This is a genomic window from Synechocystis sp. PCC 7339 (genome assembly GCF_019924095.1).
GTDB lineage: Bacteria > Cyanobacteriota > Cyanobacteriia > Cyanobacteriales > Microcystaceae > Synechocystis.
The window spans coordinates 3,635,042-3,655,754 of sequence record NZ_CP063659.1 but is presented as its reverse complement, the minus strand read 5'-3'; the positions used below and the strand labels follow the sequence as shown (position 1 = coordinate 3,655,754).

Sequence of the window (20,713 nt, the reverse complement as noted above, 5' to 3'; positions counted from 1 at the left end):
AAGATGGAAGTTGAGTTAAGGAAATGGGGCAATAGTCTAGGGCTACGGATTCCCCATAAGTTGGCTGTCAGTTGGGAATTAAATGACCAGACAGTGGTGGATTTGGTAGAGACAGAGCAGGGGTTAATGATTCAGAAAAAGCTATCTCCCCCCAATCTGACATCGTTGTTGGCCTCTATTCCCCCGGATTTTACCTATCCTGATGATGTGGTGGATTTTGTGGCTAGTGCTCCCCAAGGGCAAGAGGTACTATGAGCGATCAGTCTTTTCCAGAGCGGGGAATGGTCATTCGCCTAAATTTGAACCCCACAGAGGGACGGGAACAAGAGGGGGAAGCCCGACCTTGTTTGGTGTTGAGTCATACGGCTTTTAATCAGGCGCGTAATGGCTTGGCGATCGTTGCCCCGATTACCAGTACCCTGAAGCCAGAAATTCAGACGTTAATCCCGATTCCTGCCGACTATCGGATTAAGGGATCTGTGATCGCGGAACAGGTGCGAACGGTGGATTTAAGTTTACGTTGGTGGCGCGATACGGGGGAGATTATGGCGGCTTCTTTTGTGGATCAGGTTGTCAGTGTTCTTAAGTTGATTGTTGATTAACTAGCAAAGATTTATAGATTTTTTGATGTGTTTTTCTAAATTCAATTAAGAGGTAAAAATGATTACTCGTGAAGCGGTACTTGACTGTTTAAAGATCCATCGTTCTGAATTGGAAAGAATGGGAGTTAAATTTTTACGTCTTTTTGGTTCAGTGGCAAGAAATGAGGCAACGGAAAAAAGTGACCTTGATTTCTTAGTAGATTTTTTTGAAACACCTTCTTTGTTTGAATTACTTAAGGTGCAACACTTTTTGGAAGATTTATTTCAATGCAAGGTTGATCTAGGAATGGAACAGTCTTTGCGAGAACATTTGAGAAAACCTGTTTTAGAGGACGTGATTTATGCCTTTTAGAAATTATGAACTAAAGCTATGATGAAATCAGGAATTGCCCAAAATTAATAACCTATTTTATGCTTACTCCTAATTTTCCAATACTTCAAAATCTGCCAAAGTCTTTACCGCTCAATGGTACTGTCTAAAAGAACAATTAATCTTAATCAAGAAGTGAAAGCAATGTTAACGTTTGAAAAACTGTTAGATAACATAGAAGATTTACCGATTGATCAGCAAGAATTATTAATGAATATTGTCTCCCATCGGTTAGCTGACAAACGTCGCCAGCAATTAGCCCAAGAGTGTCAAGAAGGTTTAGTAGAGTTTCGTTCAGGTCAATTAAAACGCATGACGGCAGAGGAGGCAATCGCCGATTTACATAATTTTTTAGCAGAGCCAGAATGAAACGAAAAATTGTTATCACATCTCGCTTTAAGCGGTCATTGTGAAAATTTGTTAAGGGAAATCAGCGCCTAGAACGACAAATTGAAGAATCATTATCAGTAATGGCTAATGATGTTTATGCTCCAAATCTAGCTACCCATCGTTTAAAAGGTAATTTAGAGGGTTTTAAGGCTTGTTCTTGTGGCTATGATTGCCGTATTATTTTTACGATTGAAATTGACATGGATACCGGACAAGAATTAATTGTTTTGTTAAATGTTGGTTCCCATGATGATGTTTATTAATTTTCAAACTTTCTAATGATTTTTACTGCTGATGTTTTACTAGATAGGTATTTTGAAACGGCGTTTTCTGCTCCTGATGGCATTAAGCGGTTACGGGAATTGATTCTCACTTTGGCAATGCAGGGGAAGTTAGTGCCGCAAGATCCCAGTGATCAATCGGCTGGGGAGTTGTTAAAGGAAATTGAGGCGGAAAAGCAGGCATTAATTAAGGCGGGAAAAATTAAGAAGCAGAAGCCTTTACCGGAGATTACAGCAGAAGAAATTCCCTATGAGTTGCCTGAGAGTTGGGAATGGGTGAGACTAATAGAACTTGGTTTTTGGGCGACTGGTTCGGGTTTTTCGAATAATATTCAAGGAGATACCTCGCAAGAAATTCTTATGTGTAAGGTAAGTGATATGAATATTATTGGAAATGAAAAGTTTATTCGCATAGCAAATAATACTATTTCAGAAGAGTTAGCATTACAAAAGAAAACAAATATTCATGAACCCAATACTATAATTTTTCCAAAAATTGGCGGAGCAATTGCAACAAACAAAAGAAGGATTTTAATAAAAAGGACTGCTATTGATAATAATTGTCTTGGCATAAAACCTCATAAAAAGATTTATATAGAATGGATGTATAAACTGTTAGAATCTTTTGATTTTTCTCAATATCAATCTGGAACTTCAGTCCCTGCAATTAGTCAAGGAACAATTGGTTTAATAGTTTTAGGTCTACCTCCAATAGCCCAACAAAAGCGCATTGTCGAAAAAGTTGATCGCCTGATGGCCCAATGTGACCAATTAGAGCAACTCCAGCGAGAACGGGAACAGAAACGCATCCTGATTCATACAGCGGCACGGGAAAAACTATTAAAAGCCTCGGATCAGGAAACCTTTGGCCAGGCTTGGGATTTTATCAAGGAAAACTTTGGCGACTTGTACGCAGTTAAGGAAAACGTCACCAGTCTCCGCCAAGCCATTTTGCAATTGGCAGTAATGGGCAAACTCGTCCCCCAAGATCCCGGCGATCCACCTGCCAGTCATTTGTTAAAGGAAATTGAAGTAGAGAAGCAACGGTTAATTAAAGAGGGTAAACTTAAAAAGCAAAAGCCCCTACCTGAAATTACAGCCGATGAAATTCCCTATGATTTACCCGATAGTTGGGAATGGGTTAGGCTTGGAAGCCTATTCCGAGTTACTTCTGGGACAAATTTAACAAAAGAAAAGATGAAGGATGGTAAAATTCCTGTTTATGGTGGAAATGGCGTGACTGGATATCATGATGAATTTAATACTGAAAAATCAACTATTGTAATTGGACGAGTTGGGTATTACTGTGGAAGTATTCATTTAACTCCCGAAAAAGCATGGGTAACTGATAATGCTTTTTTTACAATTTACGATGAGGAAAGAATTTATCAAAATTTTGTTATTTGGCTTTTTAAGACAATTAATCTTCAGACTGACAAAAGCGCAACCGCTCAACCTGTTATATCAGGCAGTAAAATATACCCTATTCTCATCCCCCTTCCCCCACTGCCCGAACAACACCGCATCGTCGCAAAAGTGGACGCATTAATGACATTGTGCGATCGCCTAGAAACCCAAATTGACCAACAAAACGCCAAACAAACCCAACTCTTAGAATCAGTGATGGCAGAGTTTTAAGGCCTATCTAAATGAACTTTAACTGCCTTGAGATACTTTTTCGCCAGGTTCTCTGACTTTAGGCTTTCCTTCTGGATTCTTCTCAAATCCTGCGGTTGAAGTTTTGCATAAGGAATATCAGAATTAGGGGCTATTAATTGCTCTAGTCTTTGAACCGTAAAGTCCTTTGCATATTCATAGGCAATAAATGACTTACTTTTGATAAAGCCTGGCATCGATCCGCCTGGTCTTAAAATGCAGGTTCCATCGTTCAGCGTTGAACCTTCATACCATGTCGAAATATTAACAAACAGAAAAGCTTGATCGCCAAAGGGAACTAAAGCAATATACCAGTGATTTTTAGTCCCACCAGTATCCAACAAATAAACATCCCCTAACGTAATCGAAAAACTAGCCATTAGCTTGATTAAGGAATCGTTCTCTTTCTGCTATTTCCTTAATGAGGATAATATCTTGATCTGATTTGTGTAAGTAACTTAGAAGTTCTTGGACATCAATCGGCATCACTTTTTTGCCAAAATTAGCCGGATCTTGCCACTCTGGTAAATAATGAGTCCATTCTGCTACGGCAAAAGGATCTTTATGTCCAAACTCTTGGTAAACTCCTTGCAAAATTTTTTCCTCTACAATAGATAATTCATCATCTCCTGGATCATCAATCAAAGTGACATAAACTTTTTTATGGGATGCCCTTGTCGTAGCAATTGTTTCAATATGCCGATTCCAATAATCGGAACTTGCATAACCTCCATTGGGCTTCACATAATCATAAACATGACTTAAAACTGGGCCATATTTCATCGCTACAAAATTGTCGCCCGTAATCGGATAACCCCTTTTCTCCAACGAACGGCGATCGCCAATATAGAGCAATTTCAACAAACCTAAATAGCTCATAGCGTCAGCCTCGCCATGAAGCTTTAGCAAATGAGCCGCTGCTTGGGTTGCCTTGACATCATCAAATCCAAAAATAATTTCTTTTGAAGCTGTCGATTCCATAGTGATTACCTCTACCACCATTATGGATTAACTCACTTTTTTGCGTCAGGGTTAACAAATTTCCCCTAACGGAAGGAGTCCATTGGTAGGGCCATGACCTGATCAAAGGGTAGGGGTCGGGAAAATAGATAACCTTGGCCATAGTCGCATCCTAGGGACTGCAAAACTTCCAATTGTGCTTGGGTTTCAATACCTTCGGCTACCACTGTCATGCCCAGGGCATGGGAGAGTTGCAAAATAGCGGAACAAATACTTTCACTGTTTTGGTTCGTACCCAGGCCGTCCACAAAGGATTTATCAATTTTTACCCGGTCAATTTTATACTCATTGAGGTATTGCAGACTGGAATATCCAGTACCAAAGTCATCCAGCACTAGGGCAAACCCTCGGGAGCGACAATTTTCAATCCAGGGAGCAGAACTGTCGCCGCTAAAAAGGGTACGTTCAATGATTTCTAGCTTTACTTTATTGGGGGTTAGACCATGGTGATCCACCCTGTCCAATAGCCAAGGGATGAAGTCTTCGTTATTAGTCTGTCGGCCGACAATATTAAAACTCATTAACAGATTAGAGTTGAATTTTGTCTGCAGACTTTTCAAGTCCTTTAATCCTTGTTCGATGACCCATTGGCCGATGGGAATAATCAAATCCGTTGCTTCGGCCACCTCAATGAAAACGTCTGGACGGACAAAACCCCGCTTGGGACTTTCCCATCGAATCAAGGCTTCAAAACCTTCGATACGCAGATCGTCCATGAACACAATGGGTTGGTACACCAGATGGAATTGTTCTTTGGCGATCGCCTCTTGCATTTCCCCTTCTAAACGGATCATGTCCACGGCGCCGGTGATGCGTTCTTTGAGGGAAAGCTTGGCTTTGGTGAGGGCGGCATCTAATTCGGGGGAAGGCTCGTTGGTCCCCCGAAAATTATTACTTTCGGAGCGAAAATGACCGATCACCACCAATAACAACAGACGCAAAATTGGGTCGGCGCTATCAATGCGTTGATTGACCTGATCGGGGGTCACTAGGGAAAGAATGCAGTCTGTCAGGGCTGAAGCGGAAGCAGAACGGGGGTTGGCATCTACTAGGGCCAATTCCCCAAATAAACTGCCCGGTTGGAGTACATTCAACACCCGGCGATCGCCCTGGATTTCTGTCCAAATTTCTACTTGTCCCTCTTCGATAATGTAGGCAAAATTTCCCCAGTCTCCCTCACTGAAAATGGGATCACCAGCCCGGTAATGACGGGTTGTAAGTAGGGCATTGGGGTGGGTCATGGTGGTTAGGGATTTGGCAATGAAATTGTGCGATTCGTCTGTAATCAAGCTAAATTAACGCTTTCCCATGGGGCAATTGTCAAAAATTGTGACCTTTGCCCTCCAAGGTAATGTTCCTGGACAAACAGAGGCTAAACTTGGAAGGCTTGTTGCTTTGCCCCCTGGTAATGGTTAACGGATTTAAATGGCTCTGAAAGCCCTAAACCCCTAACACTTCCTTGATTGTATGACGCTCATCGACACCAACAGTCTCCATAATGCCGCCTTTGTGGTGGGGACGGTTCTCTTTATCGGAATTCTTGTCTGGTCGGTGTGGTTCGCTTTCCACATGGACTGAACATTTTCCTCTCCCGCCCCAGTGGTGGACTAGTAGATTGTCTCCCTGGCAAGTACTTTGTGTCTAGTTTAGAGGCACTATCCTTGGGTCTGCGGATCTACTGTTAGGGGCAAGAAAACTAATTGTTCAGTTTTATCTGCCGTTAGGTAGTCGATCACCAATTCACCGCTGGTGAGAATCTGGTATTTTTGGGCATTGACTAGGGCTTTAATGAATTGTTGTTCCTGGTTCATCAGGGGTTCAGGGCAGGCCATCATGGTGGAAGCCATGCGCTCATCGATGGTTAAATTTTCCCCGTCAATGGTGAACTGCCCCATAAGACGATTACATCCCCCAGTCCCGGCCAGGCGATCGCCAAGGAATTGAACCTGGGGTATCCCTTGGGAATTTTCTTCGTTGGTGATGGGTTCCACACCGGCCATGGCCACCAGTTGCCATTGACTGTTGTGGAGGACACTGTACTGACTAGCCGGAATAAAAGTGACACTACCCTGTTCCCTATTCTTCAAGTAAGTTAATGTCAGTTGGCCATCATTGCCGATGCTATAGGCCGTTACCTGGGTAAGAAGTTGCAAAAATTTCTGCTCCTGGGCCATAACCTCGGCGGCACAAGCTTTACGGGTAGTGGCCAAAGCTTGGCCAATAGTTAAGTTACTGTCACCACTAGTGTAGGCACCATTAAAACTATTGCAACCCGCTGTTCCCATCAGGCGATTGTCCTTGAATTGCAACGTAATCGGAGCGCTGCCCGGCACTGGAGAGCCAGACCACCCACTGATATACCAAGTAGTACCCTGGAGAGATGAAGAGTTAGAAGCTTCCATGGCCTGAACGGAATTGGTAGACAAAAGGGGTAGGGTTTTATCGATAATCCCCAATGCCAATCCGCCCATAATGGTAGCGAAAAAGAAAATCTGGGAAAAGTTCAAACGCATGGTTACAGTGTTGCAATTAGCTAAAAAACAAGATATCTATGTCCCCATGATTTTACCATTGACGATTTCTTCCCTAGAATTGGGACGGAACAGTTTCCTAATTGTTTTTGCCTCTGCCATTAGCATCCGTTCCTGAAACCTTAATTTTTCCTCTCCAACGGTGGGGACTCCGGGTTAATCTCGCCAAAACTTTGGACAAGGAGGCTTTCCATGCCTAATCTTCAAATCTGGCGATCGGCCGTCAACCAAGCATTTCGCCATTTCTAACTATGCCTCGTCCCTTCGACCGATCCAAAAAACGTCTAGCAGTACCCCTTTGGTATGAGCGTATATTAGCTCTAATTTTACTGGCTAATTACGGTTTAGTTCTGTTTGATTTGACCTATATCCCGCTGCGGGATTTTTGGTTACAGGGGACAGTACAACTTTCAGTTAAAGTCGGCCCTTTCCAGCGGGTATTTCCCAAACAGCCCGTGCGAATTTTTCCCTTCAATATTACTCCCTACTACGACTGGGTAAAAGGTATTGAGCCTTACCGTTCCACCACCGCCTATTTAGAACTGGTAGATGAATTAAATAGCAAACTGGATGAACAGGCCTTGGATGGAGCTGGTAATGTCCAACAGGCGCAAGAAATTGATAATATTCTGGCGGAATTACGCCAAGACAGCGCCCAAATGATTATAGAAAATCCCTTCCAAATTGCCAATAAAACTGGCACCTTTGAGCGGATTAAAAATCGTATGCGGCTCCATGTTTTTGGTTCCACCGATGCCTCCGCCACCGAATCTTTTGAAACTTTTTGGTCTAAGAAATACCTGTTAAAAAATGGACTAACTAGCCAGCTACTATTTTTTGACCGGGAAATTAGACCGTTGATAGCCACCAACTATTTCCGTGAAATTGGCGAAAATGGCCAGCCAGTGGACAATTTTGGCTTAATTGATTTTCCCTTTTTCTTCATTTTCTTAATAGATTTTTTAGGGCGTACCCGTTTAATCAGCTTGCGTTACCGGGGAGTAAGTTGGGTTGATGCCATGCTGTGGCGTTGGTACGACTTGTTTTTGTTTTTGCCATTTTTCCGTTGGTTGCGAATTATCCCCCTCACCGTAAGGCTCGATAAGGCCAAATTGATGGATTTGAATAAGGTCAAGGGCCAGGCTACTCAGGGTTTCGTTGCCATCATTGCTGAAGATATGACAGAGGTAATTGTGGTGCGGTTAGTGGAACAAATGCAGGAGTTGGTGCGGGAAGGAGCGTTGCGAAAAATTTTAGACCGAGCCAAAACCACCCAATATATTAATCTTAATAACCGCAATGAACTGGTGGAAATTATTAGGATTGTTTCTCAGATTTTGTTGCAAAAAGTACTGCCAGAAATAGAGCCAGAAGTGCAGGATTTTATGCTCTATAATATGCAATCTTCCCTAGGTCAAATTCAGGGCTATAGCCAGTTACAAAGTCTACCTGGGGTAAAAAATATGCAGCGGGAAATGATGGCCAATATGATCGCAATGTTTTATCAACGTATACTGACCCTTCTCCAAAGCTTTCTGGAACAGGATAAGGAGTTTGACCAACTCCTAGAAAATTTGCTCACTAAGCTGACCACGGAACTTAACTTGGAACTTAATCAAAACCACCACCTAGAAGATATTGAAGAATTATTAATCGATTTCCTGGAAGAATTCAAGATTAATTATCTGCAAAAACTTTCCGAAGCTGACATTGAACGAATTTTGGGTAATACAGTTAGTTAACTGTCTGGGTGCAGGCTATAGAAGGAGCTAACTCTGTCAAATTACGTTAATGTCTTACAGCCTTGGCCTTTTTATTTTTTTAATCACCAATTATTTTCTACTCTGAATATGACCGATTTTTGCCTGCTCACCGCCCTGGACCTAGCCCAACTAGTCCGCACTCGCCAGGTTTCTCCTTTGGAAATCACCCAGTATTATCTCGATCGCCTGGGGAAATATGATCAAACAGTAGGCAGTTTTGCCCACGTGGCTTGGGAGTCGGCGATCGCCGATGCTAAGCAAAAAACCGAGTATTTAGTGAGCCTGGGTAATTCTGAGCCCTTGCCACCATTTTTTGGTGTCCCCATTGCGGTTAAGGATTTAAACTGCGTCGCTGGTATGCCAGTGAGCTATGGGGTGGCGGCCCTGAAGGAAAATTTAGCCACCTATGATGATGGCGTGGTAGCAAAAATGAAGGCGGCGGGATTCACCATTGTGGGCAAAACTGTCACTTCCCAACTGGGATCATTTCCCTACACCGAACCCCCAGGGTTTTTGCCGGTGCGGAATCCGTGGCATTTGGACCACAATGCCGGAGGCTCCAGTGGCGGTAGTGCGGCAGCGGTGGCAGCGGGATTAGTACCCATTGCCCAGGGTTCCGATGGGGGGGGCTCCGTCAGAACACCAGCGGCCTGTTGCGGCTTAGTGGGCTTTAAACCTAGTCGCGGCCGGGTATCCCAGGCTCCAGTGGGGGATTACCAGAGTGGCATTGCTTGCCATGGCCCCCTCAGTCGGAAGGTGTTGGAGGCGGCGGCCCTGTTGGATGTGATGGAAGGTTACATAACCGGGGATCCCTATTGGTTACCTTCTCCCGATCGCCCTTTTTTAGAGACCACTGGGGAAACTCCTGGCCAACTACGGCTGGCCTATGCTTTTTCCCTACCTCCCTTTACTAGTACTGAAGCTATTCAAGGGGCTGTGGCCAAGGCGATCGCCGCCGCTGGGGAATTGGGGCATCAATTGGAAGAAACCTGTTTTGACGTCACCAAATTAATTGAACCGTTCGCTCAAATTTGGAAAGCTGGGGTGGGGGCCTCTGGCATTCCTTTGCCCCTATTGGAGACGGTTAATCAGTGGTTAGGGGAAACCAGCGGCACAGCGGGGAACTATTTGCGGGGAGTAAGGGATATGCAGGTGATTTCCCGCCACATTGTCGGCTTTATGGAACAGTATGACGCTCTGATTTTGCCCGTTTTTAACCACCAGCCCCCCAAAGTAGGGGAATGGGCCCATTTGTCCCCCCCGGATGTGGTGCAAAAAATTATTGAATGGATTGCCCCCTGCCCTCCCGCTAATGCGGCCGGCCTACCAGCGATCGCCATTCCGGTGGGATTTGATGACCAGGGTTTACCCCTTAGTGTGCAAATTATTGGTAAGCCCGCCGCCGATGCCACGGTGTTAGCTCTGGCTTATCAATTAGAGCAACAATTGCAGGGCAATGGGCCGAGGCAACTGCCGACCCAATTTATGCCCTAAAGCAGTGTCAAGATTGGTTGCAATCATCCAATTCCCCCAGCATTGGAGGTTAGGGGGCTTTCAAATGTTTTCTAAAGTAGTCCCACAAAATGTAAGGGGCCTTGGCCACTGATCAACTCCACCAACAGGGCAATGAAACCCAACATGGCCAGGCGACCATTCCACACCTCCGCCGCCGTCGTCAAACCCCATTCCCATCGTTCCTGGGGATACATCTTCATATTCTTTTTGGGATGGGGCACCGTTTCAAAGGTACAGGGGGGATCGTTGAGGGAATCCATTACCATCTCAGCCAGGGCATCGATGAAAAGTGGATGGGTATTGAGGGCGGGCACCCGCTGAAAATTATCAATGCCTGCTTCCTCGGCAATTTCCCGGTACTCAATGTCAATTTCTTGCAGGGTTTCAATGTGTTCTGACACAAAGCTGATGGGCACCACCAAGAGGTCATCAATGCCCTCCGCCCCTAATGCCTGCAGAGCCTCTTCCGTGTAGGGCTTGAGCCATTCCACCGGCCCCACCCGACTCTGGTAGGCCAATGTATATTGATTTGGGCGATCGAGGGTTCGCATAATCAAACGGGTGCAGGCTTCAATTTCGGCCTGGTAGGGGTCCCCCGCTTCATCCACATAGCTTTGGGGCACACCATGGGCACTGAAGAAAATATGGGCTTGGTCTGGATTGGGAAATTTCTTTAACTCTTCCGCAATCAAATCCGCCATGGCCTGGAGATAGCGCGGATGGTCGTACCAAGAGGGGATCAGGCTATAGTCCAACTGCCGCAAACTAGGATCATTGCGCCACATTTCTTCCAACACCCGGAAACTGGAGCCGCTGGTACTAATGGAAAAATGAGGATACAGAGGCAAAATCACCAAACGTTGCAGGCGATCGCCTTTAATTTTTTCCACGGCCTCTTCGGTGAAGGGGTGCCAGTATCGCATACCAATGTACACCTTTGCATCCTGACCAAGGCGTTCGAGGCGGGTCGTTAGGGCAGCAGCTTGGGCTTCGGTAATCTGCAACAGGGGGGAACCACCACCTATTTCAGCGTAGTTAGCCTGGGACTTCTTCGCCCGCAGGGTGGAAATCAGCCATGCCAAGGGTTTTTGCAACCAAGGAAAGGGCAGACGAATGATTTCCGGATCCGCAAACAGGTTAAAAAGGAAGGGGCGTACATCCTCTAACTTCTCCGGTCCGCCAAGATTTAGCAGTAAGACCCCAACACGACCCATAATTGTTAAGCTTAGTAGAATAATTTTTCAGTTTCTTTACCAAGTGTAACAATAGATGGCGAAAAGGAAAGAATCCCAGCCTACAAACGTCGTTCCAATTTCTTTCTAGGTCATGTCAACTATTTTCCGCACTTGGAGTTATCAATATCCCTGGGTTTACGCCCTGGTTTCCCGCCTGGCGACTTTGAACGTGGGGGGAGAAGAGCGCTTCCACCAATTGCCTTTAGAGAATTTAGCCATCTCCCCAGGACAGAAGGTGCTGGATTTATGTTGTGGGGGTGGCCAAGCCACTACTTATTTAGCCCAAACCGGAGCCACAGTGGTGGGGCTGGATGCTTCTCCCAAGGCCCTGGCAAGGGCAAAAATTAATGTGCCCCAAGCGACCTACGTCCAGGGTTTAGCCGAAGATTTACCCTTCGGAGATAGGGAATTCGACCTAGTCCACACCAGCGTCGCCCTGCACGAAATGACTCCAGCACAACTGCAAAGCATTATCGGCGGCGTACATCGTGTGCTTAAACCAGGGGGGATTTTTACTTTGGTGGATTTACACCGTCCCAGTAATTGGCTATTTTGGCCCCCCTTGGCAATTTTTATGGCCCTGTTTGAAACTGAAACCGCCTGGCAGTTAATCAACACTGATTTAGAAGCGTTGCTAGACCAAGCTGGTTTCTCTATTAACCATCAACGTCTTTATGCGGGGGGTAGTTTACAGGTAATTCAGGCTAGGGCGAATTAGGAGAGTTCAGAAAAATCTGCAAATGGCGATCAGTCTCTCTTCCACTGGGAAAAGAGTCTTGACCACGGTCTCTTTCTTAATGGACATTGAAAAAGATGTTTGGCTAAAAATACTCTTTGGGGGAGGATTTTCTAGCCCAGATTTAATCTAGCCAGACGAAGGAACCGTTTCCTTCTATTACTTGCCCAATTTGATTGGCTACCAGACCTTGGTTGGAGAAAAAGTCTAGGGTCGCCTGTCCCTGGTCTGGGGATATGAGCACCACAAAACCCACTCCCAAATTAAAGGTTTCCAGCATGGCGGTGACGTTAACTTGACCTTTGTCTGCTAACCAGTTAAACACTGGCAGAGGAGACCAACTATGGGCCTTGACCTGGATAGATTGTCCCGGGCCCAAACAGCGGGGGAGATTTTCCGGTAGCCCGCCGCCGGTAATATGGGCCATGCCGTGGATATTAATGCCCGACTTTAATAACGCTTGGATCGGTTGCACGTAGATCCTGGTGGGTTCTAAAAAGATTTCTCCCAAGGACTTGCCCCCCCACTCCGGCAAACAATCAGACCATTGCCAACCTTTACTCTCAATGATTTTTCGCACCAAACTAAAGCCATTACTGTGGACCCCAGAACTCTCCACGGCGATCGCCACATCGCCAATATCCACCTGGGAGCCGTTGAGTAACGCGGACTTTTCCACAATGCCCACCGCAAAACCCGCCGCATCATATTCTCCCGCTCCATAAAAACCAGGCATTTCGGCCGTTTCCCCCCCCAATAGGGCACAGCCACTCTGTTTACAGCCCGTCACAATGCCCGTCACCACGTCTGCCAACTGGGCTGGCTCCAGTTTTCCTGTGGCTAAATAATCGAGGAAATATAGCGGTTCTGCCCCAGTGGTCAAAATATCATTTACACACATGGCCACCAAATCAATGCCAATGGTGTGGTGCTGATCCATGGCCTGGGCAATTTTTAGCTTGGTGCCCACCCCGTCTGTGCCCGACACTAACACAGGGGCTTTATAGCCAGGGGGAATTTCAAACAGCCCGGCGAAACCACCGATGCCCCCCATCACTTCCGGGCGAAAGGTACTTTCCACCTGTTGCCGAATGCGGCTGACAAATTCCCTTCCTGCTTCCACATCCACGCCCGCTTGCCGATAATCCATGTCGTTTTTTACTCACTGAAACTTAACCAGAGTTAACAATCTCCTGCCCGAATTTTACAAGAGATTGCGGAGAGGTTTGAGGCCGGGAATTCTAGGTTAGGCTCAGCAATAAGAGCCTTTCAGGTATTTTTTTATGAACAACCCCACCAATGAATCCCTCCGCAACGTGGCCATTGTTGGCCCCTATGGCAGCGGTAAAACCACCTTACTCGAAAGTGTTTTGTGGGTCAGTGGCAGTATCAGTCGTAAAGGGAATATCAAAGATAGCAACACGGTGAGCGATAGTAGCCCCGAAGCCAAGGCCCGTAAAATGAGCTTGGAAGTGAGCGTGGCGGGGATTGACTATGAAAATTTACGCTTAAATTTCCTCGATTGCCCAGGCTCCATCGAATTTGTCCAGGAAACCTATGGCGCTTTGATGGGGGCCGGCACTGCGGTCATCGTTTGTGAGGCAGATGTGAGCCGGGTTTTGACCCTCGCCCCTTTATTTAAATTTTTGGACGATTGGGCTATTCCCCATCTGGTATTTATCAACAAAATGGACCGGGCTAAACAGCCCTTTGGGGAGGTATTACAGGCCCTAAAAAGTGTTTCTTCCCGCCCCCTGATTCCCCAGCAGTATCCCATTTACAAAGGGGAGGAGTTGCAGGGCTACATCGACTTAATTACGGAGCAGGCCTATAAGTACCACAGTGGTAGTGCGGCAGATCCCATTGCCTTGCCAGCGGAATTGGCTGGAGCAGAACACCAGGCCCGCCAGGAAATGTTGGAAGCGTTGGCGGACTTTGACGATCGCCTGTTGGAGGAATTGTTGGAGGAAGTGGAACCACCCCAGGCGGAAATTGAAGCGGATTTCAAACAGGAGTTGGGGGCAGATTTAATCGTGCCGGTAGTGCTGGGGGTGGCAGAGCAGGATTTTGGCGTGCGACCATTGCTGGATGTGTTGATTAAGGAAGCACCGGATCCCAGTGTGACGGCGGCCCGCCGGGGTTTAAGTACCGATGGCTCCGGGCCGGTCATTGCCCAGGTATTAAAAACCTATTTCACTCCCCAGGGTCGGTTATCCTTGGCCCGCATTTGGCAGGGCACCTTACGGGAGGCCGACACCCTTAACGGTCAACGGTTGGGGGGAATTTATCGTCTTTTTGGCAGTCAGCAAACGTCAGCGCAAACCGCCACAGTGGGGGAAATAGTCGGCCTAGCTCGGTTGGAAAACATTAACACTGGGGCCACCCTCTCCACCGCCGAAGTTAAACCCCTCCCCTTCGTTGAGCCCCTGTCCCCGGTCTATGGTCTGGCGATCGCCCCGGAGCAGAGGAAAGATGAAGTTAAACTCAGCACTGCCCTAGGAAAATTGGTGGAGGAAGACCCTTCCCTCACCTGGGAGCAAAATACTGAAACCCAGGAAGTAATCCTTTGGGGCCAAGGGGAAATTCATCTCAAAGTGGCGTTGGAAAGGTTGGAAAGGCAATATAAACTGCCCATGGTGTCCAGCCAGCCCCAAGTTCCCTACAAAGAAACCATCCGTAAGGACACCCAAGTTCATGGCCGCTATAAACATCAAACCGGTGGCCATGGAGCCTTTGGGGATGTGTACCTCACCATCAAACCCCTGGAACGGGGTAGTGGCTTTAGCTTCACTGAAACCATTGTGGGGGGAGTGGTGCCCAAACAATATATTCCTGGGGTGGAAATGGGGGTGCGGGAGTATCTGGCTAAGGGGCCCCTTGGCTACCCGGTGGTGGATATAGCCGTTACTCTAACTGACGGTTCCTACCACAACGTTGACAGTTCTGAACAGGCTTTTAAACAGGCGGCCCGCCTAGCCATGACGGAAGGAATGCCCCAATGTCAACCGGTGTTGCTGGAGCCAATTTTACAAGTAGAAGTGGTGGCCCCTGCGGATTTCACCGCCCGGGTGTTGCAATTAGTCAGTGGGCACCGGGGCCAAATTTTGGGTTACGAAGCCCGCTCCGATTGGAAAAGTTGGGACCAGGTAGCAGCCCATTTACCCCAAGCAGAAATACAAAATTTCATTATCGAACTGCGTTCCTTGACCGTTGGGGTAGGGACCTTCACTTGGCAATTTGATCATCTCCAGGAGGTACCGGATAAGCTTGCTCCTAAATTATTGGAGTAATCTGCCTAGGGCCCCCAATTTGATCGTTGCCGATTTTAACTTGGGTTCGGGAAGAAAAAAGTGCTGAAAAAAGGTAGAAGAGAGAACCCCGGAGTAAATGGGATTAACTGACTTCTACCCTAAAGTTTACCGATGTTGTTTTGATGGACAACTTACTGTTTGGTCAGACGGGTTAACACCGCATTAGAACGTTCAATGAAACCCTTCATGCCCTCCGCATCAAAACCTTTTTGGGCCATTAATGCCAGGTCATAAACGTGCTGACAAAGGGACTTGGCCAATTCCGCTGAGGGGGATTCTCCACTGCCGGTGACAATACTTCCTTGGCTGAGGGAAAGGATATTTTGAATCAGAGGATGATTGGTGTTAATTGCCAGCACGTGTTGCTCTGGGAAAGCCATCGCTTGCTGTTGCATCATGGCGGTCATTTCCTGGAGGCGGCGCATTGCTTCCGGTAACAACACCATGGCGGGGGGCGTAGATTGGGGATCTTCGGATTTTAGGGATTGGGTTTTGATGTTGATGTTGGGATTGTTGAGGGCTTTTTCAAAAATTTCCTTAATTTGCTCACTGCGGGATTTATTGGTGGCAGGGTCGACAATGTCGCTGGCTTTGTCCTCTTCAATCAGACTTTGATCCAGTTCTGAATCTACCCGGGAAAATTTGACGTCACTGTACTCTTTTTCCAAGAAGGGAATGAAGTAATTGGTATCAATGAAGGAATCCATAAACAGGACTTCAATGCCCTGGTTTTTATATAGTTCCACATAGGTGGCTTGGGTGCTCTGGTCAGTGCAATAGAAAACCCGATTTTCGTGGCGCTCTTTATTCCTGGCCAAGTAACGTTTTAGGCTGGTGTAGCCCTCTTCTTCGTAGGGATTAACGCCATCATCCTGTTGGGCATCGGACCAAGCATCGCCATCTTCGGTTAAAACCTCCACTTTAGGCTCAGTAACTTCCGCTTGGTAGGTGGTGCGGTAGAGCAACAAATCTTCCACCTGTTGTTTGAACTTATCTTCTCGCAGGGAGCCGAACTTGACAAAGGTACCAATGTCTTCCCAACATTTCAAATATTCTTCGGGATTTTCGTCGTACAAAGATTTGAGGCGATCGCCTACTTTTTTGGCAATGTAGTCGGCAATGCGACGCACGGTGCGGTGGTTGGTGAGGGCACTGCGGGACACATTGAGGGGAATATCGGGACTGTCAATGACCCCCCGGAGCGGCATCAAAAATTCGGGAATGACTTCTTCGCAATGGTCACTGACAAAAACCTGGTTACAAAACAGTTTAATTTGCCCCTTGGACACATCCACATCGGGACGCAATTTGGGAAAATAAAGAATACCATTGAGCAAAAAAGGATAGTCGGTGTTGAGGTGCACCCACAGTAGAGGATCTTCCTGGAAAGGATAAAGGTAGCGATAAAACTCCAGGTAATCTTCCTTGGTTAAATTCTGGGGGGATTCCTTCCAGATGGCCCGTTGTTTATTTAACGTTTCCCCTTCAAAGCGGATGGGCACCGCCATAAAGTCCGAGTAAGTTTTTACCAGTTGGCGGATGCGACCAGTTTCTAAATATTCCTGTTCATCATCCAATAGGGTTAGGGTAACGGTGGTTCCCACCTGTTGGCGATCGGAATCAGTTAGTTCAAACTCCGGTGAACCATCACAACTCCAATGCACCGCCTGAGCTCCTTCTTGGTAGGAAAGGGTATCAATTTCCACTTTTTGAGACACCATGAAAGCGGAATAAAAACCCAAACCAAAGTGACCGATCAGATCATTGGCGGACTTTTGAAACTTTTCGATGAACTCCTCCGCACTGGAAAAGGCCACTTGGTTGATGTATTTTTTCACCTCATCGGCGGTCATGCCAATGCCGTTATCGGTAATGGAAAGGGTCTTATTGGCTTTGTCTACCACCAAGCTGATTTGGGGATCCGGCACTTCCTGGGCCCCATCACTGGCGAAGGCCGCCATTTTCCGTTTGCTGATGGCATCAACGGCGTTGGAGATCAGTTCCCGCAAAAAGATTTCATGGTCAGTGTAGAGAGACTTTTTAATAATCGGGAAAATATTCTCAGTGTGGATCGTGATATTGCCTTTTTCGAGTACTGCCATAGGTCCTTAGATTTAATGTTTAGGATTTTTAGGAAATTTAGTAGACTGGCAAAACTTCCAGGAACCCGTTCAGCTCCCCAGATTTGCCCTGTTCCCCAGCAATGGGGGTAACCCCATCATCATACGAAGCCAGGGACAGTTTACTCAGCGGCAGTTTCCGACCTTTGCCATTTCGGTTATCCGTACCCCAAAAGTGATCTCCCAACTCTGCCCCTAATCCCAATGGCGATCGCCATTGGGATTAGGGGCATTAAAACCCGCTGGCTAGCAGGAATTTCCGTCCAGATTCCCTTTCCAGATGTCCCCGTCGGTTCTACACTTGACTTCGAAGTGTGTTGTTGGCAATCGAGAGGTCTGCTTGTGAAACGTGTCTTAGCGATTATCCTGGGCGGTGGGGCCGGGACCCGCCTCTATCCTTTAACCAAACTCAGAGCCAAACCCGCAGTCCCCTTGGCCGGAAAGTATCGCCTCATTGATATCCCCGTCAGTAATTGCATCAACTCAGAAATCGTTAAAATCTACGTCCTCACCCAGTTTAATTCCGCCTCCCTAAACCGCCATTTGACTAGGGCATACAATTTTGCCGGTTTCCAGGAAGGCTTTGTGGAGGTGCTAGCCGCCCAACAAACCAAGGACAGTCCCGAATGGTTCCAAGGCACGGCTGATGCGGTGCGTCAATATCTTTGGTTGCTGGGGGAATGGGACGTGGATGAATATCTTATTCTCTCCGGCGATCATCTTTACCGCATGGACTATGCCCAGTTTATCCGCCGCCACCGGGAAACCAAGGCCGACATCACCCTTTCCGTTGTGCCTGTAGATGACAAAAAGGCTCCCGAACTAGGTCTGATGAAAATAGACGCCCAAGGGCGGGTCGTTGATTTTTCCGAAAAACCCAAAGGGGATGCCCTGCGCCAGATGCAAGTGGACACCACCCTCCTGGGCTTAAGCCCGGAAAAAGCTAAGCTCAATCCCTACATTGCCTCCATGGGCATTTACGTCTTTAAAAAAGAAGTACTGCACAACCTACTGGAGAAATACGAGAACGCCACGGACTTTGGCAAAGAAATCATTCCCGATTCCGCCAAGGACTATAATCTCCAAGCCTATTTGTTTGATGATTACTGGGAAGATATTGGTACCATTGAAGCTTTCTATGAAGCTAACCTGGCCCTAACTAAACAACCCCATCCTGACTTCAGCTTCTACAACGAAGATGCTCCCATCTACACCAGAGGTCGCTATTTGCCGCCCACCAAAATGCTGAATGCCACCGTGACCGAATCCATGATTGGGGAAGGCTGTATTGTCAAAGATTGCCGCATTCACCACTCTGTTTTAGGCATCCGTAGCCGCATTGAGTCCGGTTGCACTATCGAAGATACCCTGTTGATGGGCAATGACTTTTACGAATCTTCCCCGGAACGGGAATCTTTGGAAAGTAACGGTAAATGTCCCGCCGGTATTGGCCCCAACACCACCATTCGACGCGCCATCATTGATAAAAATGCCCGCATCGGCAAAAATGTCATGATTGTCAACAAGGAAAATGTCCAGGAAGCTAACCGGGAAGAGTTGGGCTTTTACATCCGCAATGGCATTGTGGTGGTAATCAAAAATGTGACGATCGCCGATGGCACGGTAATCTAGGGCCAGTTCCTTTCCTTGCACCATGGCCATGACCGCTCCTGTTAAAGCAGTGAAATCCCTAACCCAAAAGTTTGCCCCTCTCCGGTCTGTCCTAGACCAATTGGACGGCCTGGGCATTCTTGCCTGGGGGGTGTTGATGCTTAAGTATTCTGTCTCTGGGGAACTGAGGCTACTAATTCACCCCAACTACTTTGGACTGGTGACAGTAACGGGCTTTGTCCTACTGTTTTTGGGCGGCCTACGGTTGTTCCAAACTGGAAGACGTTGGTTAAAAAGGGCCCGTCGCAGTGGTAATGGCAACCAAGATAGTGTCACCCACGTAGCGGTTTTACCCCTGGGCATGGGCACCGCTCTGTTGTTGGTTACCGCCGTGATGGGGCTTTTTATCACTCCCTCTGTCTTCAGCAGCCAATTGGCCATTCAACGGGGTATTAGTACCACTTTGCCACCCACCCAAACCCAGATATCCAGCTTTGCCTCCCAGATCAAGCCGGAAGACCGCACCCTGGTGGATTGGGTCCGCACCATCAGCGCCTATCCAGAGCCGGACGTTTACGCCGGTCAAAAGGTTAATGTAACGGGCTTTGTCGTTCACCCCGACTATTTGCCAGACAATTATCTCCTCATCAGCCGCTTTATTCTGACCTGCTGTGCAGTGGATGCCTACCCTGTGGCTTTGACTGTCCGTTTAGAAGGTTCCCGTAGCCAGTACCCTCCCGATACTTGGTTGACCATTCAAGGGCAAATGGTAGCCGCAACCTTACCTAGCTCACCGGATCAAGGTAGACAAGGGGGAGAAAAGCGCCAGGTGGTGGTGGAAGCCCAGTCGGTGGAAGTGGTGCCAACTCCGGCAGATCCCTATAGTTACGCGGATTGAGCAATGGGGAACGGAACCTAATCTGGCTCAAATCCATCGATACGAAGGCAGAGGTTCCCTTGGTGAAGATTGGCTATTCGCTAAAATAACCCAGCATTATTGTGCAAATTCATTGACCAGTATGAAAGGTTTGTCCGGGCTGTTACAGTTTTTCATCGGCTTTATCCTGGGGGTGGCCATGTTTGTGGGGGGGATTTCCCTGGCAAGCTATTTGATTTTCAACCGTTTTGCGGCTAACCCAGAAAAACCATTATTTCCTGAAGAACAAAGTCAGCCCAAAGATGACAAGCCCTCCCCCACGGGGACAGCGTCGCCTCAAGCATCACCGAAACCGAGTCCTTCCCCTTCCCCCACCGAGGAGCTTCCCTCTGGTGCTTATAAAGCGAAGGTCATTTGGAATGGGGGCTTAAATGTGCGTACTGAGCCTGATTCTAATTCTGATGCCCTTGTTACCATCAACTACAGCGATGAAGTGGTGGTGTTGACCACCCAGGGAGAGTGGTCGAAGTTACGGGTGGAGGGTACCGAGGGATGGGTGCGATCGGGCAATCTGGAAAAATTGGCAACCCCTTAGTAATCTTTGCATAAGGTTTATTGCTAAACTCCCCAGGTTTGTTCAAAGCTACAGCATCGGCTTCCCATTCCCCAAATGGATCTCCATGGCAAAAGCCATA

The 20,713-nt window shown here is 47.2% G+C and carries 21 protein-coding genes; 14 read left to right on the top strand and 7 right to left on the bottom strand.

The window, feature by feature from the left end; genetic code table 11:
- Positions 1 to 3: 3 nt before the first annotated feature.
- The 6 genes from IQE94_RS17410 (at position 4) to IQE94_RS17385 (ending at position 3,281) form a co-directional block, all read left to right on the top strand.
- The gene (locus IQE94_RS17410) at positions 4 to 255 is read left to right on the top strand and encodes an AbrB/MazE/SpoVT family DNA-binding domain-containing protein (RefSeq protein WP_212719238.1); all 252 of its coding nucleotides are present in this window, start codon (positions 4 to 6) and stop codon (positions 253 to 255) included.
- Complete coding sequence (locus IQE94_RS17405) at positions 252 to 602, top strand: type II toxin-antitoxin system PemK/MazF family toxin (protein WP_212719254.1); 351 nt, start codon at positions 252 to 254, stop codon at positions 600 to 602. Before IQE94_RS17410 ends, IQE94_RS17405 begins: the two co-directional genes overlap by 4 nt.
- 58 nt (positions 603 to 660) lie before the next feature.
- On the top strand, positions 661 to 954 hold the full coding sequence (locus IQE94_RS17400) for a nucleotidyltransferase family protein (protein ID WP_212719257.1): 294 nt from the start codon (positions 661 to 663) through the stop codon (positions 952 to 954).
- A gap of 114 nt (positions 955 to 1,068) precedes the next feature.
- Positions 1,069 to 1,341 (top strand): hypothetical protein, encoded by a 273-nt coding sequence (locus tag IQE94_RS17395; protein WP_212719260.1) that lies wholly within the window; start codon positions 1,069 to 1,071, stop codon positions 1,339 to 1,341.
- A gap of 101 nt (positions 1,342 to 1,442) precedes the next feature.
- Positions 1,443 to 1,625: a hypothetical protein gene (locus IQE94_RS17390; RefSeq protein WP_212719262.1), complete on the top strand. Its 183-nt coding sequence runs from the start codon at positions 1,443 to 1,445 to the stop codon at positions 1,623 to 1,625.
- Between the two features lie 15 nt (positions 1,626 to 1,640).
- Positions 1,641 to 3,281, top strand: a complete 1,641-nt coding sequence (locus IQE94_RS17385; RefSeq protein ID WP_223342419.1) for a restriction endonuclease subunit S — start codon at positions 1,641 to 1,643, stop codon at positions 3,279 to 3,281.
- On the opposite strand, the gene IQE94_RS17380 is transcribed toward IQE94_RS17385, so the two are convergent.
- From IQE94_RS17380 to IQE94_RS17365, 4 genes are all read right to left on the bottom strand, one after another.
- Positions 3,278 to 3,679, bottom strand: coding sequence for a hypothetical protein (locus tag IQE94_RS17380; RefSeq protein ID WP_223342418.1), 402 nt, complete (start codon positions 3,677 to 3,679; stop codon positions 3,278 to 3,280). The genes IQE94_RS17385 and IQE94_RS17380 overlap by 4 nt on opposite strands.
- On the bottom strand, positions 3,672 to 4,280 hold the full coding sequence (locus tag IQE94_RS17375; protein ID WP_212719270.1) for a Panacea domain-containing protein: 609 nt from the start codon (positions 4,278 to 4,280) through the stop codon (positions 3,672 to 3,674). The genes IQE94_RS17380 and IQE94_RS17375 overlap by 8 nt, the downstream gene beginning before the upstream one ends.
- A 65-nt stretch (positions 4,281 to 4,345) precedes the next feature.
- Positions 4,346 to 5,560, bottom strand: coding sequence for an EAL domain-containing protein (locus tag IQE94_RS17370; protein ID WP_212719273.1), 1,215 nt, complete (start codon positions 5,558 to 5,560; stop codon positions 4,346 to 4,348).
- Positions 5,561 to 5,974: 414 nt separating this feature from the next.
- Positions 5,975 to 6,832, bottom strand: a complete 858-nt coding sequence (locus tag IQE94_RS17365; RefSeq protein WP_212719276.1) for an META domain-containing protein — start codon at positions 6,830 to 6,832, stop codon at positions 5,975 to 5,977.
- Here IQE94_RS17365 and IQE94_RS17360 point away from each other — a divergent pair.
- The 3 genes from IQE94_RS17360 (at position 6,831) to IQE94_RS17350 (ending at position 10,107) form a co-directional block, all read left to right on the top strand.
- On the top strand, positions 6,831 to 6,968 hold the full coding sequence (locus IQE94_RS17360) for a hypothetical protein (protein WP_223342417.1): 138 nt from the start codon (positions 6,831 to 6,833) through the stop codon (positions 6,966 to 6,968). The two genes, IQE94_RS17365 and IQE94_RS17360, sit on opposite strands and share 2 nt — an antisense overlap.
- A gap of 133 nt (positions 6,969 to 7,101) precedes the next feature.
- Positions 7,102 to 8,592 (top strand): hypothetical protein, encoded by a 1,491-nt coding sequence (locus tag IQE94_RS17355; RefSeq protein WP_212719279.1) that lies wholly within the window; start codon positions 7,102 to 7,104, stop codon positions 8,590 to 8,592.
- A 108-nt stretch (positions 8,593 to 8,700) separates the two neighbouring features.
- On the top strand, positions 8,701 to 10,107 hold the full coding sequence (locus IQE94_RS17350) for an amidase (RefSeq protein WP_223342416.1): 1,407 nt from the start codon (positions 8,701 to 8,703) through the stop codon (positions 10,105 to 10,107).
- A 71-nt stretch (positions 10,108 to 10,178) separates the two neighbouring features.
- Here the strand turns inward: IQE94_RS17350 and hemH are convergent, their stop codons facing one another.
- Positions 10,179 to 11,342: a ferrochelatase gene (gene hemH / locus IQE94_RS17345; RefSeq protein ID WP_223342415.1), complete on the bottom strand. Its 1,164-nt coding sequence runs from the start codon at positions 11,340 to 11,342 to the stop codon at positions 10,179 to 10,181.
- Between the two features lie 112 nt (positions 11,343 to 11,454).
- Between hemH and IQE94_RS17340 the strand changes: the two genes are divergently transcribed.
- Complete coding sequence (locus IQE94_RS17340; RefSeq protein WP_223342414.1) at positions 11,455 to 12,081, top strand: class I SAM-dependent methyltransferase; 627 nt, start codon at positions 11,455 to 11,457, stop codon at positions 12,079 to 12,081.
- Between the two features lie 142 nt (positions 12,082 to 12,223).
- On the opposite strand, the gene purM is transcribed toward IQE94_RS17340, so the two are convergent.
- Positions 12,224 to 13,249 (bottom strand): phosphoribosylformylglycinamidine cyclo-ligase, encoded by a 1,026-nt coding sequence (gene purM, locus IQE94_RS17335; protein ID WP_212719289.1) that lies wholly within the window; start codon positions 13,247 to 13,249, stop codon positions 12,224 to 12,226.
- A gap of 133 nt (positions 13,250 to 13,382) precedes the next feature.
- On the opposite strand from purM, the gene IQE94_RS17330 reads away from it, so the two are divergent.
- A complete protein-coding gene (locus IQE94_RS17330) occupies positions 13,383 to 15,389 on the top strand; it encodes an elongation factor G (RefSeq protein WP_223342413.1) in 2,007 nt (668 codons plus the stop codon).
- A gap of 152 nt (positions 15,390 to 15,541) precedes the next feature.
- On the opposite strand, the gene htpG is transcribed toward IQE94_RS17330, so the two are convergent.
- Positions 15,542 to 17,512, bottom strand: a complete 1,971-nt coding sequence (gene htpG, locus IQE94_RS17325) for a molecular chaperone HtpG (protein WP_223342412.1) — start codon at positions 17,510 to 17,512, stop codon at positions 15,542 to 15,544.
- A gap of 330 nt (positions 17,513 to 17,842) precedes the next feature.
- On the opposite strand from htpG, the gene IQE94_RS17320 reads away from it, so the two are divergent.
- The 3 genes from IQE94_RS17320 (at position 17,843) to IQE94_RS17310 (ending at position 20,613) form a co-directional block, all read left to right on the top strand.
- Positions 17,843 to 19,162 (top strand): glucose-1-phosphate adenylyltransferase, encoded by a 1,320-nt coding sequence (locus IQE94_RS17320; protein ID WP_370630546.1) that lies wholly within the window; start codon positions 17,843 to 17,845, stop codon positions 19,160 to 19,162.
- 28 nt (positions 19,163 to 19,190) lie between these two features.
- Positions 19,191 to 20,039: a TIGR03943 family protein gene (locus IQE94_RS17315; protein WP_194019197.1), complete on the top strand. Its 849-nt coding sequence runs from the start codon at positions 19,191 to 19,193 to the stop codon at positions 20,037 to 20,039.
- Positions 20,040 to 20,160: 121 nt separating this feature from the next.
- Complete coding sequence (locus IQE94_RS17310) at positions 20,161 to 20,613, top strand: SH3 domain-containing protein (protein WP_223342411.1); 453 nt, start codon at positions 20,161 to 20,163, stop codon at positions 20,611 to 20,613.
- The last annotated feature ends 100 nt before the right edge of the window (positions 20,614 to 20,713 follow it).